This is a genomic window from Chelativorans petroleitrophicus (assembly GCF_025398195.1).
Lineage (GTDB): Bacteria > Pseudomonadota > Alphaproteobacteria > Rhizobiales > Rhizobiaceae > Chelativorans > Chelativorans petroleitrophicus.
In genome coordinates this window covers 200,943-220,968 of the sequence record NZ_JAODNV010000007.1, presented here as the reverse complement: position 1 = coordinate 220,968, position 20,026 = coordinate 200,943, and the positions used below count along the sequence as shown (strand labels likewise).

Below are 20,026 nucleotides of genomic sequence, written 5' to 3'. Positions count from 1 at the left end.
GCTCTGGGTTCCGCTCCTCTGCGAAAAGGACGTTCCGATGCCGCTGACGCTTCTTGGCGAAAAAACCAACACTTCATTGCCCGTCTATCTCGTTTCAGGCGGGGCGCTGGAAGAATCAGGCGCGACTTCCGCCGCCTGCGCTTGGGCCAGGGCGAACGGCTTTACCGGTGCGGAAGGGGCGGTGCTGACCATCCCCGGCAATGAAGGGGCACTTTCCGGCGCCTTTTTCGGACTCGGTGGAGGGGAACCGTCGCCGCTCGTCTATGGCAAGCTTGCCCGTAAGCTGCCGGCTGGCGACTGGCATTTTGCCAACCCGCCAAAGGCGCCTCAGCTTTGCGTGCTCGCGTTGCTGCTCGGCGGCTATGCCTTTACGCGCTACGGCGCCAAGGCGACGCCCGACATCCGCTTCGCCGCGCCCGACGGTGCGGATGTGGAGGCAGCCCGGCGACTTGCTGAAGGGACGTTTCTTGCGCGCGATCTCATCAACACGCCGGCCAACGACATGGGGCCCGATGCGCTGGAGGAAGCCGCCCGCGCGCTTGCCGCCCGCCATGCGGCGGAAATCTCGGTCACCACTGGCGAGGCGCTGGTCGAGAACAACTTTCCAATGATTTACGCCGTCGGCCGCGCCGGTCTTGTCGCGCCGCGGCTGATCGACATGCGCTGGGGCGCGGAATCGGCGCCAAAGGTGACGCTGGTGGGTAAGGGCGTGTGCTTCGACACGGGCGGGCTGGACATCAAGCCGGCGAGTTCCATGCTTCTGATGAAGAAGGACATGGGCGGCGCGGCCAATGTGCTGGGCCTTGCATCCATGGTGATGGCGGGAAAACTGCCGGTGCGCCTGCGCGTGCTCATCCCGGCGGTGGAGAATTCCATCTCGGCTGGGGCGTTCCGCCCCGGCGACATTCTGAAAAGCCGCAAGGGGCTTACCATTGAAATCGGAAACACGGATGCGGAAGGACGGCTGGTTCTTGCCGACGCTCTCGCGCTCGCTGACGAGGAAGCGCCCGACCTCCTGATCGACATGGCCACGCTGACGGGCGCAGCCCGCGTGGCGCTGGGTCCGGATGTGCCGCCCTTCTACGCCCGCGACGAAGAACTTGCCGCCGCACTCTCCGCCGCGTCCGTGCAAACGGCGGATCCGTTGTGGCGCCTGCCGCTCTGGCGACCCTATGCGGAGAAATTGCGGTCGAAGGTGGCGGACATCAACAACGTCACCAAGGATGGTTTCGCTGGCTCCGTCACGGCGGCGCTGTTCCTTGAGCGCTTTGTCGAAAAGGCGGCCCGCTGGGCGCATTTCGACATCTTCGGCTGGTCGCCGGATGAGAAGCCCACCTGCCCGCAAGGGGGCGAGGCACAGGGAATACGGGCGATCGAGGCCGTTCTGCGGCAGCGTTATGGGGCATAAGCGTCTTGCATCTGCCACATTCGCGCCTAATGATACGGGACCGAAACGATTGCGGACGAGCGTATGCCGGTTATGCTCAGACCGAGTCAGGCGCTGCGATTGTGGCAGCAGGTGTGCCTTTACGAGGTGCGCGCCGGGATGCCCGATCTGACGGAGCGGCAGCTTGCGATCCTCCTCACCATCTATCTTGATCCACCGCCGCACACGGTGCGCGGCCTGGCCGAGAAGCTGAAGGTAACGAAGCCAGTGATTACACGCGCGCTGGACACGATGAGCGCGCTGAAACTGGTGTCCCGCCGGCGTGACGAGCGCGACCGGCGCAACGTGCTCATCCGGCGGACGGTCGAGGGCGCGCTGTTCGTGGAGCGCTTCGGCGATGTGATCGTCGAGAAAGCGCGGGAGCTTTCGCCTTAATATGCTGGACCGCCGCCTTCACGCTTACCGAAGCGACCTTGCGGACGCGCGCCTGAAAGGACGGGTCGAGGCGCAGCATTATGTGGAAGGCCGGCCGGCAATGGTTGCGGCACCCGTGGCAAACGTGCATTCCGCGCCGAGCGTCACGGTGGGCATGGACACGCAGCTCCTCCACGGCGATACGGTGCTCGTCTTTGAGAGCAAGGATGGCTGGAGCTGGATCCAGGCGGAGCGCGATGGCTATGTCGGTTACGTGGTCGATACGATGCTTGGCAGTCCCGGACCGGCGCCCACGCATGTAGTCTCCGCACCGCGCAGCTTTGTCTATCCGGAACCGGAATTGAAGACGCCGCCGATTGCGGCCTATTCGATGGGCGCGCGGATAACGGTGGTGGGCGAAGCCGAAAAGCGCAGCACGCGCTATTTTCTGCTTTCCTCAGGTGGCGCGATGATCGCAAAGCACCTGAGGCCGATTAACGAACATGCCTCCGACTTCGTTTCGGTGGCGGAACAGTTTGTGCATACGCCCTATTTATGGGGGGGGGCGAGCGGTTTCGGGATCGACTGCTCGGGCCTCGTCCAGCTTTCCCTTTTCATGGCTGGCCAGCGCGTGTCTCGCGATACCGACATGCAGGCGAAAGAAATCGGCCGGGCGATTGATCCGAGGGCGACTCTTCGGCGCGGCGATCTTGTCTTCTGGCGCGGTCATGTCGCCATCATGACGGATGGAGAAAACATCATTCACGCTAGCGGCCACGGCATGATCGTCGAGCGCGAGCCGTTGGCAGCGGCGATTCAGCGCATCGAGCCACTCTACGGTGCGCCCGTTATCTATCGCCGGCCGGACTGATCAGGAGAATTCCTTCACCGCGACCACCGCGTTAGTGCCGCCAAAGGCGAAACTGTTGCTGACGGCGGCGCGCACGGGGCGCTCACGCGCCTTATTGGGCGTCACGTCAAGATCGCATTCAGGATCGCGTTCGCGAAAGCCGATGGTGGGTGGAATGACGCCTTCTCGTACCGCGTTTACGCAGGCGATCAGTTCGATCGCGCCGGAAGCGCCCAAGCAGTGACCGTGCATCGACTTCGTGGATGAAACCGAGAGCTTTTCCGCATGAGGGCCGAAGACCTGCTTGATCGCCTCCGTCTCCAGCCGGTCGTTCGCCTTGGTGCCTGTGCCGTGGGCGTTGATGTAATCCACCGCATCGGGGGAAAGGCCCGCATCCTCAAGGCAGGCCCGCATTGCGCGGACAGGGCCTTCCAGCGTGGGTGCGACGATGTCAGCGGCGTCGGCCGAAAGCCCCACGCCTGCAAGTTCGGCCAGAATGGGCGCGCCCCGCGCCTCGGCATGCTCCAGCCGTTCCAAAACGACTATCCCCGCGCCTTCGCCGAGCACGAGCCCCTGACGGTCGGCGGAGAAGGGGCGGCAGGTGTCAGGCGCCAGAACGCGCAGTGCCTCCCAGCCTTTCAGAATACCGTAGATCAGCGGCGCGTCGGTGCCGCCGGCCAGCATCACGTCAGCACGGCCTAGGCGAAGCTGATCGACCGCCGCCGCGATGGCATGGTTTGCCGAGGCGCATGCGGAAGTGACGCCGAAGACGGGGCCGGTCAGGCCATGCACCATCGATATCTGCCCGGCGGGAGCCCCCGGCATGCAGCGCGGCACGCTGAAGATGCCGATGCGGTTTTTGCCGTCCACCAGGATGGAGCGGTAGCTTTCCTCAATGGCCTCCCAGCCGCAGACGCCCACGCCCACGACGGCGCCCATGCGATGCGCGTTTCCGGCATTGACGGAAAGCCCCGCCTGGGCCAGCGCCTCGCCCGCAGCGATAACGGCGAGCAGGCTGAAGCGGTCCATGGTGACCAACCGCTTGTGCTCGATGCCATGGTCAGGCAGGGCCTTGATCTCGGCGCCCACCCGAATCTTCACCTCGTGCAGTTCGGCATTCTCAATCGGCCCGATGCCGCAACGGCCTTCCCGCATCGCATGCCAGATGGCCTCCGCATTCGTGCCCAATGCGCATATGCCGCCCAGTCCGGTGATGACGATGCGGGATTCGGGATGCCGGCTGCTCATCGGGTCAGGATTTCGCATTCACCAGCGTTCGCACGGCTTCGACGATGTCCCGGACCTTTTCGAGATTCTCCCACGCTTGCGCCGTGTTCATCTCGATTTCAATCCCGAAATCTTCCTCCAGGTCGAAGATGATTTCCGTCAGCTCGAGGGAGTGAATGCCCAAATGCGAAAGCGGCGTGTCAAGATTGACGCTGGACGGCTCTTCGCTGTGTTCCCGTATCCTGGCAAGGATGCTTTCCCCCAAAGCATCAAGTGGCTCATGGCCGTCCACGCCCATCTGTCCTCCAGCGATTTGCTATCTTTCCATCGCCGTCGTCCGGTGCGATGAAAATGGATTCCCCCGTTCTGCAGTCATATGACCGTAATCCGGGCATTCCGGCAAGTATGTTGATGCCGCTGTGCCGAATGTGTGGCGGGCGACCGGTCAATTTGCCGATTTCGCCGCAATGGACTGGCTATTCCTCTCCGGTGCCGTTCACAAATATCGTCACGGTGTCATCCTCGGCAAATTCCACCGCGATCACGTCGCGAAGGAGGATCGAGCGCGAATCGATGGCGTGGTAGAACATGGCGCTGCCTTCGATGGACTCGCGCAAGGTTTCGATTTCCGCCTCCTGCTTGGCCATGGCCCGTTCGATGACGCCGTCTTCGTCGCCCAGGTCCGGCACGTAGACGATCTCCAGCGTGTTGAGGCTGAAGGTTTTGCGGACTTTCTCCGCGCTCTCCCGGGTGTTCTCGATGGCTGCCAGAATGCGTTCGGTCTGCGCTTTCTTGCTCGTCTGGTCGGTTTTCACGTCCGACCCGACGATGGCGTCGATCGCCCCTTCCCTGTCCAGCCCCTGCGCCAGTAGCGGATGGTAGGCGAGCGGCACAAGCAGGAAGGCGAGCACTGCCAGGACAAGCAGAGCCTTGCCGAAGGATTCGGCAAACACGTTTTCACGCGCTTCCATTAAGGGCATCACATCGTTCTCCCAGAGATTTCGCGGGCTTGAAACCGCAACGGTTGCCTCAGGCAGCGGTTCCATCGGGGCAGACGGCACCCCGCCTCGCGTCCGCATGTGGCCCGGATGCGCCGGTCCAGCAGTCGTTCGCGGGCTGCCGTCACTCCCCCAACCAGGCAGGGTAGTCGGAAACGAGCAGGCGGTAGGGCTCTTCGTCCTCCTCGATTTCCGAGAAACGGGACACCGGTTCGGCAAAGACGTTGTCGGTCAGGTCGTCGTTCACCGTCGAGACCTCCCCAATCAGAACGTCGGAGTCCTCGGCCCAGAACGCGTGCCAGACACCGGGCAGCAGCGTCACGCTCTCGCCTGGGGAAAGGCGCAGGATCCCACCCGCCTCGAAGCTGCGCAGAATGCCGTCGCATGGAACCGTGACGGGCGATTCTGGGTCAACGCTGCCGTCGGGCGCGGAGGCGTGAAGCTTGATGCACAGCGTGCCGCCGCCGCGATTGATGATGTCCTCGGCTTTCACCACGTGGCGGTGCATGGGGGAAAGCTGATCGCGGCGGGAGATCATGATCTTTTCCGCATAAAGCATACCGCGGCCCTCCTTGAGCGCTGCGGCATCGCCATTGCGCACGGTGAAGAGGAAAAGCCCCTTCGTGGCGAAATCGCCTCCGCCATAGTCGGTGATGTCCCAGCCGAGGCGGGCCTTGACGATGCCGTCGATCTCGGCGCGACGCGCCTTCATCTCCGCCGGGGTCCAGTCCGCAAACGGTGGCAGGGCATAGCCGAAGGAACGGATGAAGCCTGCTCCTTCGCGCAGAATGTCGTTGACCCTCGATCGTTTCATGACGGGTACCTCCGCGAGCGGTCTCGTCCTATACCAAGCGGGCGGGGCAGCCAACCCTGCCTTGGGCCGGCCAAATCTTTGGCGATCAGAACGCCTTGAAAGTGAGCGTCGTCAGCGAGCGCACAATGCCCGGCACATTGGCGATCTTCTCGTTCACGAATTTTCCGATGTCCACCCCGTCCTCGATATAGACCTTGAGCAGCAGGTCGTAGTCGCCGCTGGTGGAATAAAGCTCAGAGGCGATCTCGCGCTTGTAGAGCTCGTCGGCCACCTCGTAGGTCTTGCCGGGCTCGCAGCGCAACTGGACGAAAACGGGTCTCATGACATCCTTCCGAAACTCGGGTTATGCGAGAGTAGAGTCTCGATTTACTCTGTCAACAGCGTCCTCGTGAGCGGATGGTCCGCCTCTATCAGGCCGTCGACGATGTTGAAATGGTGGCGGTCCGGCTCCACGACTGCAGCCGTGCTTGCGCCGAGGCCCACCCAGATATTGGCGATCAAAGCATTCTGCCGCAGGAACTCCGATCGTTCCGCCGCTCCCACCCAGGCGATGAGCCGTGCTTTCGGCATCGGACGCAGCAGGGCTGGACTCTCCGCCAGCGCTTCCGCATCGTCGAGCCTCAGCCCCTCGTTCATCGCCGTCATCATCAGTGGGCGCAGGTCGTGGAGGCCCGAAATCGAAACCGTTCTTGCAATGCGCTCTTGGATTTCGAGAGCAAGCGGCGACGTGGCCGAGATCATGCGGGTGACGAGATGTCCACCCGCCGAATGCCCGGCGAGGAAGATGGGTCCGGCCACCCGCTCCGCCGCAAAGGCGATGGCGCGGGCCACTTCCGCCGTAATGCCGGAAATGCGGTTTTGTGGGCAAAGCGTATAGGACGGAAGTGCTACTGCGAAGCCGTGTGCCAAGGGGCCCGCGGCAAGATGCGACCAGTAGCTTTTGTCGAATTTGAGCCAATAGCCGCCATGGATGAAGACGACGAGGCCCTTGGGTGACCTTTCGGGCCGGAACAGATCGAGGCGGTTCCGCGGCCCCTCGCCATAAGCGAGATCCAGTTCCGCCCGGGATGCCTGTATCGACTCGCGGAACCGCGCGGCCTGCGCCGCCCACCGTTCAGGCCAGCTGTCGCCGCCCGGAATATAGGCGGCGTTGGTGTAGGCGTCGTCCCAGTCGGTGATCGTCCGTTCAAGCAAGGTTCCCTCCCTAAGGCTTTCTCCGTCCATAACGCCGGCGAAGTGACATGTCATCCCGCTTACGCCTAATGAGGCTTCGCGCTGAAATGGGCGAAAGAAAGTGCAAGAACAGGCTTGCGCGGAGCGCTCAATATGAAACTATTTGCCCAGCTGCGGGAACGCCTCGCAGGCCCGCATGAGAGAAACGCGACGAGACAACAGGGGGAGACATTCATGAAAGGCGTCCTTGCTGCCGGCCTTTCGGCACTCATCTTCGGCTTCGCCGGGCCGGCCATGGCCGAACCCGTCAAGATCGGCATGATCACGACGCTTTCGGGCGGGGGCGCTGGCCTCGGCGTCGACGCGCGCGACGGTTTCATGCTCGCTATCGAAGAGTCCGGAAACAACGAGGTTGAAGTCGTCATCGAGGACGATGCTCAAAAGCCGGAACTAGCGGTGCAGATCGCCGACAAGATGATCCAGAGCGATCAGGTCGATATCCTGACGGGCATCATCTGGTCGAATCTCGCCATGGCCGTCGTGCCGAACGCGGTCAACCAGGGCGTTTTCTACCTGTCGGTCAATGCCGGCCCGTCGCAGCTCGCCGGCTCGATGTGCCATGAGAACTATTTCAACGTCGCCTACCAGAACGACAATTTCCACGAGGCGATGGGCCAGTACGCCAACGACACCTTCGAGAAGACCTTCATCCTGGCGCCGAACTATCCGGCGGGCCAGGATTCGCTGACGGGCTTCAAGCGCTATTACAAGAAGGAGCTTGCAGGCGAGGTCTACACCCAGCTCGGCCAGACGGACTATGCTGCTGAGATCGCGCAGATCCGCGCCTCGGGCGCCGATTCGGTCTTCTTCTTCCTGCCCGGCGGCATGGGGATTGCTTTCACGAAGCAGTATTCCCAGTCCGGGCTCGATATTCCGCTCACCGGCCCTGCCTTCTCCTTCAGCCAGGACGTTCTGCCGGCCGTGGGCGAAGCTGCGCTCGGCGTGAAGAACTCCGCATCATGGTCTAAGGATTTGGACAACGCGGCCAACAAGGCCTTTGTCGAGGCGTTCCAAGCCAAGTACGACCGGCTGCCCTCGGTCTATGCCGCGCAAGCTTATGATACCGCCAGGCTGATCCTCTCCGCGCTTGAAAAGGCGAGCGTGAAGGACAAGGAGGCGTTCAGGGCAGCGCTCAAGGAGGCGGATTTCGACTCGGTCCGCGGCAAGTTCAGCTTCAACTCCAACAATCACCCGGTACAGGACATCTATGTGCGCGAGGTGGTGAAGGAGGGCGACGTGATCACGAACCGGATCATCGGAACGGCGTTCACGGACCACAAGGATGCCTACGCGGCGGAGTGCGGGCTGTAACCTGCTTGCGAACCACGCTGGCTGCGGCGCGCCCATACCTCTCCCTCCTGCAGGAGGGAGAGGTATGGGATTAAGGTAAAGGGCGCGGCCGCCACCCTGCACGTTTCCACCATCGCAAGTCGCCACAGGCCTCTCCTTGTCCGCCGCCCTGTTCATAGAGCAACTCCTGAACGGCCTTCAGCTCGGCTTCATGCTGTTCCTGATGGCGGCCGGGCTGACGCTCATTTTCGGCGTCATGGGCCTCATCAACCTGGCGCACGGTTCGCTCTACATGGTGGGGGCGTTCGCCTGCGCCATTGTTGCGGCGGCCACTGGCTCGTTCTGGCTGGGGCTTGCCGCTAGCCTGGCGGCGGCGGCCGCGGCCGGCGCCATCATCGAAGTTCTCGTCATCCGCCGCCTCTACGCCCGCGATCATCTCGATCAGGTGCTTGCCACCTTCGCGCTGATCCTGATTTTCTCCGAGGGTGCGCGCTGGCTGTTCGGCTCCTTTCCGCTCTATCTGGATATTCCCTCCGCCCTTGGCGGCGCGGTGCGGCTGCCGGGCGGGGCAACCTATTCGGCCTACAGGCTTGCCATCATCGGCATCGGCATCCTGGTCGCCGTCGGGCTTTGGCTTCTGGTTTCGAAGACGCGGCTCGGCATGCGCATCCGCGCTGGCGAGTCCGACCGCGAGATGGTCGCCGCCCTCGGCGTGGATATCGGCCTGCTCTACACGCTCGTCTTTGCTCTTGGCGCGGCCCTGGCCGGTCTTGCGGGCGCCATGGTCGGCGCGCTGCAGTCGGTGCAGGTGGGCATGGGCGAGCCGGTGCTCATTCTTGCCTTCGTCGTCATCGTCATCGGCGGGATCGGGTCCATCAAGGGTGCGCTCGTGGGCGCGCTGCTGGTCGGCGTAACCGATACGCTCGGCCGATTCCTGCTGCCCCGCGGCTTCGAGCTGTTCATGGGAACCTCCGATGCTGCGACCGTCGGCGCGGCCATTGCCTCCATGCTCATCTATCTCGTCATGGCGGTGGTGCTCGCCGTCAGGCCGCAGGGCCTGTTTCCGGCTAATCGGTGAGCGGCATGAGACGCGAGCAGACCGTCAACGCCTGCCTGATCCTTGCGCTTCTTGCCGCTCCCGTCTTGGCGCAGCTTGCGGGTGAGCCCTTTTTCATCACGCTCGCCACGCGCGTTACCATTCTTGCGCTAGCTGCAACGGGGCTCAACATCGCGCTCGGACTTGGCGGGCTCGTCTCCTTTGGTCATGCGGCCTTTTTCGGCATTGGCGGCTATGCGGCGGGCATTCTTGCCACGCACGCCTTTAACGGTATGCCGCTTTTCTTAGGCATTCCCGGCACGAACCAGATGCCGGTAATCTGGATCGTGGCGATGGCCGCGGCGGGCCTGCTTGCGCTGCCCATCGGGGTCATCTCGCTGCGCACCTCCGGCGTCTATTTCATCATGATCACGCTCGCATTCGCGCAGATGATCTTTTACTTCGCCATCTCCTGGCCGGCCTATGGAGGCGAAGACGGGTTGTCGATCTATGTGCGGAACGCCTTTCCCGGCATCAACACGCTGAAGCCCATGCCCTTCTTCCTCATCTGCTTCAGCCTGCTTGCGGTGGCGCTGCTCGTGTTCTCGCGCTTGCGCGATTCGCGCTTCGGCGCGGCCCTTGAAGCGGCGCGGCAAAATCCGGAGCGCCTTGCCGCCGTGGGTATTGCGCCTAATCGCATCCGGCTTGCCGCTTTTGTCATCTCGGCAATGGTGACGGCGCTCGCCGGCGCGCTCTTTTCGGATCTCAACCGCTTCGTCAGCCCCTCCATGCTCTCCTGGCAGATGTCGGGCGAGCTGATCGTCCTCATCATTCTGGGCGGGGTCGGGCGTTTGGCCGGTCCGCTCGCGGGCGCGACACTCTATGTCCTCTTCGAGTATGCCTTGGGAGGTATTACGGAGCACTGGCAGCTTTTCCTCGGGCTGATCCTGCTGGCTGTCGTGCTTTTCGCGCGCGGCGGCGTCATCGGCATGCTTGCCGGGAGAGCGAAGCATGGCTGAGCCGGTGCTGGAAATCCGTAATCTCAGCAAGAGCTTCGGTGCGCTGAAGGCGGCCGTTGGCGTCAATTTCGACCTGATGCCGGGCGAGATTCATGCGCTGATCGGGCCGAACGGAGCAGGCAAGACGACCCTGATCCATCAGATTGCCGGCACGCTCACGCCTGACGAGGGGGAGATACGCTTTCTCGGAAAGGATGTGCGCTCCTTGAGCGTTGCGGAGCGGGCACGCATGGGGCTGGGGCGCACCTTTCAGGTCTCATCGCTCGCGCAGGAATTTTCCGCGCTCCGCAATGTGATGCTGGCGGTGCAGGCAAGACAGGGCACGAGCTTCCGGTTCTTCCGCCCGGTGATGAGCGATCCCAGCCTAACCGAGCCCGCCATGGCGGCGCTTCAGCGCGTCGGGCTTCAGGACCGGGCGGATGTACCCGCCGCCGAGCTTTCCCACGGCGAGCGTCGCCGCCTTGAAATCGCCATCGCGCTTGCGCTCGAGGCCAGGGTCTTCCTGCTTGATGAGCCCATGGCCGGCATGGGGCCGGACGGCTCGCGGGAGCTGACGGCGTTCCTGGATGAACTGCGGCACCAGGCGCCGATTCTGCTCGTGGAGCATGATATGGACGCGGTTTTCGCTCTCGCGGATCGCGTTTCGGTGCTTGTTTATGGCCGCGTCATCGCAAGCGGCCCGGCGGCCGAAATCCGCCGTCATCCGGCCGTGCGAGAAGCCTATCTTGGCGAGGGGGCATAATGCTGCTCGAGCTTGACCGCGTGCAAGCATTTTACGGCCGCTCGCAGGCGCTGTTCGATGTTACGTTCCAGATGGCCAAGGGCGAGGTCGTGGCGTTGATGGGCCGCAACGGCATGGGAAAGACCACGACCATCCGCACCATCTGCAATCTGCTGCCGGCACAGGGCGGGACGATCCGCTTCGCCGGACAGGACGTGAGAAGGCTGCCGCCCTATCGCGTCGCGCGGCTCGGCGTCGGGCTGGTGCCGGAAGGCCGCCGCTGCTTCGCCAATCTGACGGTGGAAGAAAATCTGCTGGCCACCGCGCGGGCAGGACGCTGGACGCTCGCGGCGGTTCACACTCTCTTTCCCTGCCTTGCCGAGCGGCGATCGCAACTGGCCCGCACGCTCTCGGGCGGAGAGCAGCAGATGCTCGCCATCGGCCGCGCGCTGATGACCAACCCGCGTCTTCTCATATTGGACGAGGCCACGGAGGGCCTCGCGCCCGTCGTGCGGCAGGACATCTGGGCCGCCGTGCGTGCGCTCAAGGAAGAGGGCCAGTCGATCCTCATCGTCGACAAGACGCTGGGGGAGCTTCTTCCGGTTGCCGACCGTTGCGTTGTCCTTGAGAAAGGGCAAACGATGTGGCAGGGCAAACCTGCCGCGCTCGACCCGCAGACGCAGGAGCGTTTCCTGGGCGTTTGAGGATGCGGCTGCGGGGCACCAAGGGGGCGCAGGCTTTGCAAGGTGAGCGGTTCTGAAGCATAGTCCGACCATGGCCGAGAACGTTCGCAGAAAGCACGACTACGAACAGGAATTGAGGCGGGCCGGCGTGCGAATCACCCGCCCCCGGCAGGTCATCCTGCGCATCTTGTCGGAGACGGAGGACCATCCCGACGCGATGGAAATCTTCAATCGCGCTTCCGAGGTGGACGAAAGCATCTCGCTTTCCACGGTTTACCGCACCATGAAGCTTCTGGAGGAGATCGGCGCCATCCACCGTCATGAATTCGAGGGCGGCAGGGCGCGTTTCGAGCAGGCAAGCGGCGGCCACCATGACCATCTGATCGACATCGACACAGGCGATGTGATCGAATTCCATTCGACCAGGATCGAAGCCCTGCAGGACGAGATCGCGCGTTCTCTAGGCTACGATATCGTCCACCACCGGCTGGAGCTCTACGGCAGAAAACGGCGAGGCAAGCGCCAGTAGAACATTCGAGAGAGCGCGAAGGCGCGAGCAAGGTAAGGTCTCATGATAAAAGCTGATATCGGGTTGATCGGCCTTGGCGTTATGGGCGCCAATCTGGCGCTCAACATCGCGGAGAAGGGCTTCCGCGTGGCTGTTTTCAACCGCACGACCGAGCGCACGCGCGCCTTCGTGCAGGAGGCCGGCCCGCTTTCGGAGCGCATTGTTCCGTGCGAAACGCTCGAAGGCCTTACGGCCGCGATTGAGCGGCCCCGCCCCATAATCCTGATGGTGCCTGCCGGCGCCGCGGTGGACGAGCAGATTGCCACCCTCCTTCCGCTGCTCGACCGGGACGACATCATCATCGATGCCGGTAATGCGAACTTCCGTGACACGCGCCGGCGCATGGCGGAGCTCGCTGATTCAGGTCCACGCTTTATCGGCATGGGGGTTTCGGGTGGCGAGGAGGGTGCCCGCCACGGGCCGTCCATCATGGTCGGCGGCCCGGAGGAGTCCTACCGGCGCATCGCGCCCATTCTCGATGCCATTGCGGCCCGGTATGAAGGCGAGGCCTGCCAGGCCTGGCTGGGCCCGGACGGCGCGGGGCACCTAGTGAAAACCATCCACAACGGCATCGAATATGCCGACATGCAGATGATTGCCGAGATCTACGGCATCCTGCGCGACGGGCATGGGCTGCAAGCGCACGAGATCGCGCCGATCTTCACAAAGTGGAACGAAGGCCGGCTCAACTCCTACCTCATCGAGATCACAGCTGCCGTGCTCGCCGCGACGGACGGCGACACGGGCAAGCCCATGGTGGATGTCATTCTCGACCGTGCCGGGCAGAAGGGCACCGGGCGCTGGTCGGCCATCGAGGCCCAGTCCTTGGGAGTTCCGGCAACGGCAATCGAGGCCGCCGTTGCGGCGCGCAGCCTCTCGGCCATGAAGGCGGAACGTGAAGCGGCCGAAAGACGCTTCGGCGTACCGGCGCCGTCTGCCGGACCGGTGACCGAACAGGCGCTCTCCATCCTCGAGGCGGCGCTGTTCGCCGGCAAGATCGTCGCCTATGCACAGGGGTTCGCGGTCATGGCCGCCGCCTCGCGCGAGTTTGGCTGGAATCTTCCGCTTGCCACGGTAGCGCGCATCTGGCGGGCGGGCTGCATCATCCGCTCGCAGTTCCTGGGAGAGATCGCGGCTGCCTTCGAGAAGGACCCGGAGGCGGAGAACCTCTTGACGACGCCTGCCTTTGCATCGCTGATCGAAACGTCTCATCCGCATTTGCGCCGCGTGGTGGCGCGCAGCGCGGAGGCGGGCCTTCCGGTACCCTCCCTTTCCGCCGCGCTCGCCCATTTCGATACCTTCCGCCGTGCGCGGGGCACGGCCAACCTCATCCAGGCGCAGCGTGATTTCTTCGGCGCGCACGGCTTCGAGCGCATCGACCGCGAAGGAACGGGATTTCACGGCAATTGGGCGAAGGGGTGAGCCCAAAAAAAGAAGTGCCGCCGTGGCGGAGGGGAGCCACGGCGGCCTTGCATGAAATGAGCGGCAGCCCGGAGAGGGGGGTGAGGCTGCCGCCAGCTGTCCGGTACAGGCGGGGGACGAGCCTTACCGGACTCGGCGGAATATTGCCGGTAACGGATATGTCGTGCGGTAAAGTGGCTATTCAAGGGCTGTGAGGTTACACATTCGTAATATTTCCGTTACCTGCCGAGAGCGTCATGAACTGACGGCAGACTGCCGCCCGTGCCGCGCTTTGTATGGACATGCCGGAGAGGGCGCGCTACCCGTTCACGCATGAAAAATGGCGATCATCTCTTCCTCGTAGACGGTTCAGGCTACATTTTCCGGGCCTATCACGCTCTGCCCCCGCTCAACCGCAAGTCGGACGGGTTGCCTGTCAGCGCAGTGCTCGGCTTCTGCAACATGGTGTGGAAGCTACTCAAGGATGCGCGCGACACGGCCGTTGGCGTCACGCCCACCCATTTTGCCGTCATCTTCGATTATTCCTCGAAGACCTTCCGCAACGAGATATTCCCCGAATACAAGGCCAATCGTACCGAGCCGCCGGAGGATCTCATCCCGCAGTTCGGGCTCATCCGGGAAGCAACGCGCGCTTTTGACCTGCCCTGCATCGAGATGGAGGGCTATGAGGCCGATGATCTGATTGCCACCTATGCCAGGCTTGCCACCGAGGCCGGAGGCGATGCCACCATCGTCTCGTCCGACAAGGACCTGATGCAGCTCGTCCGCCCTACGGTCTCCATGTATGACCCGATGAAGGACAGGCAGATCGGAATTGCGGAAGTGATCGAGAAGTGGGGCGTGCCGCCGGAAAAGATGATCGATCTCCAGGCGCTGACCGGCGATTCAATCGACAATATTCCAGGCGTGCCGGGCATCGGTCCCAAGACGGCGGCACAGCTGCTGGAAGAGTATGGCGATCTCGACACGCTGCTTTCCCGCGCGCATGAGATCAGGCAGAACAAGCGCCGCGAGAACCTGATCGAATATGCGGAGAAGGCGCGCATCTCGCGCGAACTGGTGCGGCTCAAGGATGACGTGCCGGTGGAGCTTCCGCTCGACGCGCTGGCGCTCAATCCTCCCAACGGACCAAAGCTGATCGCCTTCCTGAAAGCGATGGAGTTTTCCTCGCTCACGCGCCGTGTGGCCGAGGCCACGGGCACGGACGCGGCAGCGATCGAACCTGCCTATGTGGAGGTGCAGAAGGGGGCGGAGGCGCACGGACCGGACCTCACCATTCCGGCTACCGGAACCGGCGAGCTCGGAGCCGAAGGCGAAGTGGCGCCGGAGCGTGCTGAGGAGACCGAGACGCCCGAGAAGCTCGCGCGCAAGCTCGCGGAGGCTGCCGTAGGGAAACAGTTCGACCGCTCGCGCTATGTCTGCATCCGCGACCTCGAAGCGCTGAACCAGTGGGTGGCCGAGGCTCGCGAAACGGGGCTGCTTGCGCTTACCGCGGAAACCACTTCGTCGGACCCGATGCAGGCAGAGCTGTGCGGCATCGCGCTCGCCACGGCGCCGGGCAGGGCAGCCTATGTGCCCCTCGCGCACAAGGATGGATCAGCAGACCTGCTGGGCGGCGGTCTGGTGGACGGCCAGCTTGCCATTGCCGACGTTCTTGGCGTTCTGCAGCCGCTTCTGCACGACTCGGCCGTACTCAAGATCGGCCAGAACCTCAAATATGCCTGGCTGCTTCTTTACCGGCACGGCATCGAGATCGCCCCTTACGACGATACGATGCTGATCTCCTATGTGCTGGAGGCCGGGAGCCAGGCGCATGGGCTCGATGCGCTTTCACAGCGCTGGCTCGGCACCACGCCGCTTTCCTACACGGAGGCGGCCAAAGGTCGTGCGAAGACGACGTTCGACATGATCGAGCTGGAGCGCGCCACCATCTATGCGGCGGAGAATGCCGACATCATCTTCCGCCTGTGGAAGGTACTAAAGCCGCAGCTTGCCGCAAGAGGGCTGGTCTCGGTCTACGAGCGGCTGGAGCGGCCGATGATCTCCGTCATCAGCCGCATGGAGCATCGCGGCATCACGGTGGACCGACAGATCCTCTCTCGCATGTCGGGCGAGTTCGCGCAGACCGCCGCGGCCATGGAGGAGGAGATCTACCGGCTTGCCGGAGAGCGTTTCACCATCGGCTCGCCGAAGCAGCTTGGAGAAATCCTCTTCGGGAAAATGGGCCTGCCGGGCGGCGCCAAGACCAAATCCGGCCAATGGTCCACCTCAGCCCAAGTGCTGGAGGAACTGGCGGCCGAGGGGCACGAGCTGCCACGCAGAATCGTGGATTGGCGGCAGGTCACCAAGCTCAAGTCCACCTACACCGATGCGCTGCCGGGCTACATCAATCCCGATACGGGCCGGGTGCACACCTCCTATGCGCTGGCCTCCACTACGACCGGGCGCCTTTCCTCCTCGGAGCCGAACCTCCAGAACATCCCAATCCGCACCGCCGAAGGCCGGAAGATACGCACGGCCTTTGTGGCAGCGCCCGGGCGGAAGCTCATTTCGGCGGACTACAGCCAGATCGAGCTTCGGGTTCTGGCCCATGTGGCGGACATCCCGCAGCTGAAGCAGGCCTTCGCTGACGGCCTGGACATTCATGCCATGACGGCATCCGAGATGTTCGGCGTACCGATCGAGGGCATGCCAGCGGAGGTGCGCCGCCGCGCCAAGGCCATCAATTTCGGCATCATCTATGGCATTTCGGCCTTCGGCCTTGCCAATCAGCTCGGCATCCCACGCGAGGAAGCAAGCGCCTACATCAAGCGCTACTTCGAGCGCTTCCCCGGCATCCGTGACTATATGGAACACACCAAGGCGTTCTGCCGCGAGCATGGCTATGTGGAGACGGTTTTCGGCAGGCGCGCCTATTATCCGGAAATCCGGTCGTCGAACCCTTCCGTGCGCGCCTTCAACGAACGGGCGGCCATCAACGCGCCCATTCAAGGCTCGGCGGCGGACATCATCCGTCGCGCGATGATCCGCATGGATGCCGCGCTTCAGGATGCGGGCCTCGGCAATGTCCAAATGCTGTTGCAGGTGCATGACGAGCTGGTCTTCGAGGCGCCGGATGAGGCCGTGGAAAGGGCGATCCCCGTTATCCGCACCGTGATGGAGGGCGCCGCCTGGCCCGCCCGCGCTCTTTCGGTGCCGCTGAAGGTGGATGCGCGCGCGGCGGATAATTGGGACGAGGCCCACTGAGCCCCGTCAGGCGCGTGCTTTTTCTTTCATTTGATCGGGCAGCCCATGATAGGGCTGTTCAGTTTGCGCCGGCAGCCGCCTTCCTGATGGCTTCCATATTGGCGCGGTAGGCCGCCTCGCCATTGCCCCTGAACACGGCGGAGCCAGCGACCAGAACATTGGCGCCCGCCTCGACCACCGCAGCAGCCGTTTCCGGTGATATGCCGCCATCCACCTCGATATGCACGGGCCTGTCGCCGATCATCGCCCGGAGGCGACGGATCTTTTCCAGCGTGGCCGGGATGAAGGCCTGGCCGCCGAAGCCGGGGTTGACGGTCATCACCAGGACGAGGTCAACCTCGCCGAGCACATGCTCGACGGCGCTTTCGGGTGTCGCGGGATTAATCGCTACCCCCGCCTTCTTGCCAAGCCGGCGTATGGTCTGCAGCGAGCGGTGCAGGTGCGGGCCCGCCTCCGCGTGAACGGTGATGAGATCGCAGCCGGCCTCCGCGAAGGCTTCGAGATAGGGATCGGCTGGGGAGATCATCAGGTGGCAGTCGAAGAACTTGTCCGTGCAATTGCGGATCGCCTTCACCACGGCAGGACCGAAAGTGATGTTGGGCACGAAGTGCCCGTCCATGATGTCGAGGTGGATCCAGTTCGCCCCGGCAGCGGCAACGGCCGTCACCTCATCGCCGAGCCGCGAAAAATCGGCAGACAGGATGGAGGGGGCAATCAGCGGTGGGCGGTCTGCCATGTCGTTTCCCGAAGTTGCTTGAAACCGCGGTCAGGAACCTTTCACGGTTGGACGTAAAGCTGCCAACCACGAAAGGCTGTTAAAACCTTTCAGCGGCAGTGTCGAGGCGCATCCACCCGTCATCCCGAAGCCGCGGAGCGGCTATCCGGGATCCAGTAGCCTCATCTCCACCGCTTGTCTGGGTCCCGGCTCTCGCTTTGCTCCGCCGGGATGACGGTAGGAAGATGGCCGGGATGGCGCGGTGGGGAGCGACCGCGTCATACTAAACCGCTGCGCTTATGCCACCATGCTCTACAGCTGCGTGACCATGCGGTGCGAAGGGGGATGAACAAGGCGTGCCAGCGTGATCGACTTGTTTCGCAGCCGTGTTATGCGCTCGCCTACGAAGACAGGCGTACCTTCCTGCAGTCCGAGAACGGCGGCTTCCTCCGCGCTGGCGGCCGCAGCGAAGAAGGTGAATTCCGCATCGGTGAACGGCTCGTGCTCCACAAGCCATTCGTTGGGGCTGACGGTCGAGAAATCCACATCCCTGACTGCGGGGACGGTGTCGAGGCTGATCCAGCGGTCCTCGAACTGGTAGGGCGAACGGTCTGCCAGGTGCAGCGAGCGCACGTGCAGAAGCCGCGCCTTCTCATCAAGCCCCAGCCGGGCGCGCACGATGTCTGGGGCCGTTGTCTCGTGGCGGCTGAGCAGCTGATACTGGTAGCTCTTGCCCTGTCGTTCGATCTCCTGCCGCACCAAGGGGATCACGAAGCGCGCTTCGCGCACCGGGTGGCGTGCGACGCGGGTGCCGGCCCGCCGCCGCCGTTCGATGAGCCCGGCGCGCGCCAGCTCCTGCAGGGCGCGGTTCACCGTCGCCCGCGCCGCGCCGAACTCACGGGCCAGAGCTTCCTCGCCCGGAATGAGGGCGCCGGGAAGCCAGCGCCGCTCGGCAATACGCCTGGCCATCTCGTCGCGGATGGTGCGGAAGGAAACTCTTTCGCTCATAGTGCTTTGGCTAACCTGTCTACACACGCCCTGTACCGGCGGGTGATGGCCTCGCGTGCAAGATGCCGTCCGCCGCGCACCATGTGCCGCCCTGCCGACCACAGATCGGTGACCGCTTCGTTGCCGCTTGCGAAGATCCAGCCGTCGAGAATCCCATCCCCCTCGGAAACGCCCGTATAGACATCCGGTTCTATCGCAACAAGATCCGCCCACTTGCCTTTCTCTAGGGATCCGCTGTCGCGCCCGAGCGCCTGCGCGCCGCCGGCCAGCGCTGCCTCATAGAGAGACCGCCCGCAGGACTGCCCTGGCTCGGCCAGCAGGGCGCGGGCATGGTGTTTGAGCCTCTGCGAATATTCGAGCTGGCGCAGCTCCTCGGCCACGGAGATACGGATGTTGGAATCCGTGCCGAAGCCGAACGTGCCGTCTGCCTGGCGGAAGGGCAGGGCGTTGAAGAAACCGTCGCCCAGATTGGCTTCAGTCACCGGGCAAAGGCCTGCCACCGCGCCGGAGCGGGCGAGTGCATCTGTCTCATGGGTGTTCATGTGCGTGCAGTGGATGAGGCACCAGCGCCGGTCCACGTCGATCTCGTCGAGCAGATATTCCACTGGGCGCGTGCCGAAGGCCTGAAGCACCTCGTCCACCTCCGGCACCTGCTCGGCAATGTGCATGTGAAACGGTGCATCCGGCCGCAGGGCCGCCACGGCACGGATCTGCTCGATGGCAGCGGCGCGCAGCGAATGCGCGGAGATCCCGAGCACGGCGTCTTTCGGCAGGCGAGAAAGGTGCTTCTCCGCCTCGTCCACAAGCTTGGCAAAATCATCCAGGTCATTGCCGAAGCGCAACTGCCCGCCCTTGAGCGGCCGCCGGTTAGCGCCGCCGTAGCGATAGAACACGGGTGCCAGCGTTAGGCCGATGCCGGTTTCCTCCGCCGCCTCGATTATGCGGGAGGAAAGCTCCGCGATGTCGGCATAGGCCTCTCCGCCCGACCGGTTGTGCAGGTAATGGAATTCCGCCACTGCACAAAAGCCTGCTTCCTGCATTTCCATGAAGGCGAAGGCCGCAATGGTCGCGACGTCTTCCGGCTCGAGCTGGTCGAGGAAGCGGTACATGACCTCGCGCCACGTCCAGAAGCTGTCATGGCCCTCCAGGCTGCGCCGCTCAGCCAGCCCGGCGAAGGCGCGCTGGAAGGTGTGGCTGTGGAGGTTGGAGACCGCCGGCAGAAGGACCGGCACCTCGATGGCGTCGCCACCAGCCTGTACATCGGGCGTGACGGAGGCAATGCGCCCGTCATCGCCGATCGTCAGACGGACATTGTGCCGCCAGCCGGCGGGTGTGAGGGCGGTGCGCGCGAAAATCTCTTGCATGGGGCGCCGGTCCTGACCTAGAAAGTTTTGT

Annotated in this window: 20 protein-coding genes; 11 read left to right on the top strand and 9 right to left on the bottom strand. The window is 63.6% G+C overall.

Annotation, left to right across the window (positions count from 1 at the left end; translation table 11 throughout):
* The first annotated feature begins 37 nt into the window (after nucleotides 1–37).
* The 3 genes from NYR54_RS07190 (at nucleotide 38) to NYR54_RS07180 (ending at nucleotide 2,672) form a co-directional block, all read left to right on the top strand.
* Entirely contained in the window at nucleotides 38–1,408 is a 1,371-nt protein-coding gene (locus tag NYR54_RS07190) for a leucyl aminopeptidase family protein (protein WP_261514923.1), read from the top strand.
* Between the two features lie 63 nt (nucleotides 1,409–1,471).
* Nucleotides 1,472–1,822, top strand: a complete 351-nt coding sequence (locus NYR54_RS07185; RefSeq protein ID WP_261514922.1) for a MarR family winged helix-turn-helix transcriptional regulator — start codon at nucleotides 1,472–1,474, stop codon at nucleotides 1,820–1,822.
* A 1-nt stretch (nucleotide 1,823) separates the two neighbouring features.
* Nucleotides 1,824–2,672, top strand: a complete 849-nt coding sequence (locus tag NYR54_RS07180; RefSeq protein ID WP_261514921.1) for a C40 family peptidase — start codon at nucleotides 1,824–1,826, stop codon at nucleotides 2,670–2,672.
* Here NYR54_RS07180 and NYR54_RS07175 read toward each other — a convergent pair whose 3' ends face one another.
* The 6 genes from NYR54_RS07175 to NYR54_RS07150 form a co-directional block, all read right to left on the bottom strand.
* The gene (locus NYR54_RS07175) at nucleotides 2,673–3,899 is read right to left on the bottom strand and encodes a beta-ketoacyl-[acyl-carrier-protein] synthase family protein (protein ID WP_261514920.1); all 1,227 of its coding nucleotides are present in this window, start codon (nucleotides 3,897–3,899) and stop codon (nucleotides 2,673–2,675) included.
* A gap of 4 nt (nucleotides 3,900–3,903) precedes the next feature.
* A complete protein-coding gene (locus NYR54_RS07170; protein ID WP_261514919.1) occupies nucleotides 3,904–4,176 on the bottom strand; it encodes an acyl carrier protein in 273 nt (90 codons plus the stop codon).
* Between the two features lie 178 nt (nucleotides 4,177–4,354).
* Nucleotides 4,355–4,858, bottom strand: a complete 504-nt coding sequence (locus tag NYR54_RS07165) for a hypothetical protein (RefSeq protein WP_261514918.1) — start codon at nucleotides 4,856–4,858, stop codon at nucleotides 4,355–4,357.
* 142 nt (nucleotides 4,859–5,000) lie between these two features.
* The gene (locus NYR54_RS07160) at nucleotides 5,001–5,690 is read right to left on the bottom strand and encodes a D-lyxose/D-mannose family sugar isomerase (RefSeq protein ID WP_261514917.1); all 690 of its coding nucleotides are present in this window, start codon (nucleotides 5,688–5,690) and stop codon (nucleotides 5,001–5,003) included.
* A gap of 85 nt (nucleotides 5,691–5,775) precedes the next feature.
* Nucleotides 5,776–6,012, bottom strand: a complete 237-nt coding sequence (locus NYR54_RS07155; protein ID WP_261514916.1) for an Lrp/AsnC ligand binding domain-containing protein — start codon at nucleotides 6,010–6,012, stop codon at nucleotides 5,776–5,778.
* Nucleotides 6,013–6,056: 44 nt separating this feature from the next.
* Nucleotides 6,057–6,884: an alpha/beta hydrolase gene (locus tag NYR54_RS07150; RefSeq protein ID WP_261514915.1), complete on the bottom strand. Its 828-nt coding sequence runs from the start codon at nucleotides 6,882–6,884 to the stop codon at nucleotides 6,057–6,059.
* Nucleotides 6,885–7,097: 213 nt separating this feature from the next.
* Between NYR54_RS07150 and NYR54_RS07145 the strand changes: the two genes are divergently transcribed.
* The 8 genes from NYR54_RS07145 (at nucleotide 7,098) to polA (ending at nucleotide 16,908) form a co-directional block, all read left to right on the top strand.
* Nucleotides 7,098–8,234: an ABC transporter substrate-binding protein gene (locus NYR54_RS07145; RefSeq protein ID WP_261514914.1), complete on the top strand. Its 1,137-nt coding sequence runs from the start codon at nucleotides 7,098–7,100 to the stop codon at nucleotides 8,232–8,234.
* Between the two features lie 136 nt (nucleotides 8,235–8,370).
* Complete coding sequence (locus tag NYR54_RS07140) at nucleotides 8,371–9,291, top strand: branched-chain amino acid ABC transporter permease (protein ID WP_261514913.1); 921 nt, start codon at nucleotides 8,371–8,373, stop codon at nucleotides 9,289–9,291.
* Between the two features lie 5 nt (nucleotides 9,292–9,296).
* Nucleotides 9,297–10,268, top strand: a complete 972-nt coding sequence (locus tag NYR54_RS07135; RefSeq protein ID WP_261514912.1) for a branched-chain amino acid ABC transporter permease — start codon at nucleotides 9,297–9,299, stop codon at nucleotides 10,266–10,268.
* Complete coding sequence (locus tag NYR54_RS07130; protein ID WP_261514911.1) at nucleotides 10,261–11,010, top strand: ABC transporter ATP-binding protein; 750 nt, start codon at nucleotides 10,261–10,263, stop codon at nucleotides 11,008–11,010. Before NYR54_RS07135 ends, NYR54_RS07130 begins: the two co-directional genes overlap by 8 nt.
* The gene (locus NYR54_RS07125) at nucleotides 11,007–11,693 is read left to right on the top strand and encodes an ABC transporter ATP-binding protein (RefSeq protein WP_261514976.1); all 687 of its coding nucleotides are present in this window, start codon (nucleotides 11,007–11,009) and stop codon (nucleotides 11,691–11,693) included. The genes NYR54_RS07130 and NYR54_RS07125 overlap by 4 nt, the downstream gene beginning before the upstream one ends.
* Before the next feature lie 70 nt (nucleotides 11,694–11,763).
* The gene (locus NYR54_RS07120) at nucleotides 11,764–12,201 is read left to right on the top strand and encodes a Fur family transcriptional regulator (RefSeq protein ID WP_261514910.1); all 438 of its coding nucleotides are present in this window, start codon (nucleotides 11,764–11,766) and stop codon (nucleotides 12,199–12,201) included.
* A gap of 42 nt (nucleotides 12,202–12,243) precedes the next feature.
* Nucleotides 12,244–13,662, top strand: coding sequence for an NADP-dependent phosphogluconate dehydrogenase (gndA, locus tag NYR54_RS07115; protein ID WP_261514909.1), 1,419 nt, complete (start codon nucleotides 12,244–12,246; stop codon nucleotides 13,660–13,662).
* Nucleotides 13,663–13,974: 312 nt separating this feature from the next.
* On the top strand, nucleotides 13,975–16,908 hold the full coding sequence (gene polA / locus NYR54_RS07110; protein ID WP_261514908.1) for a DNA polymerase I: 2,934 nt from the start codon (nucleotides 13,975–13,977) through the stop codon (nucleotides 16,906–16,908).
* A 58-nt stretch (nucleotides 16,909–16,966) separates the two neighbouring features.
* Here polA and rpe read toward each other — a convergent pair whose 3' ends face one another.
* The 3 genes from rpe to NYR54_RS07095 form a co-directional block, all read right to left on the bottom strand.
* Nucleotides 16,967–17,644, bottom strand: coding sequence for a ribulose-phosphate 3-epimerase (rpe, locus tag NYR54_RS07105; RefSeq protein WP_261514907.1), 678 nt, complete (start codon nucleotides 17,642–17,644; stop codon nucleotides 16,967–16,969).
* Between the two features lie 291 nt (nucleotides 17,645–17,935).
* Nucleotides 17,936–18,631, bottom strand: coding sequence for a GntR family transcriptional regulator (locus NYR54_RS07100; protein WP_261514906.1), 696 nt, complete (start codon nucleotides 18,629–18,631; stop codon nucleotides 17,936–17,938).
* On the bottom strand, nucleotides 18,628–19,995 hold the full coding sequence (locus NYR54_RS07095) for a formimidoylglutamate deiminase (protein ID WP_261514905.1): 1,368 nt from the start codon (nucleotides 19,993–19,995) through the stop codon (nucleotides 18,628–18,630). The genes NYR54_RS07100 and NYR54_RS07095 overlap by 4 nt, the downstream gene beginning before the upstream one ends.
* Between the last annotated feature and the right edge of the window lie 31 nt (nucleotides 19,996–20,026).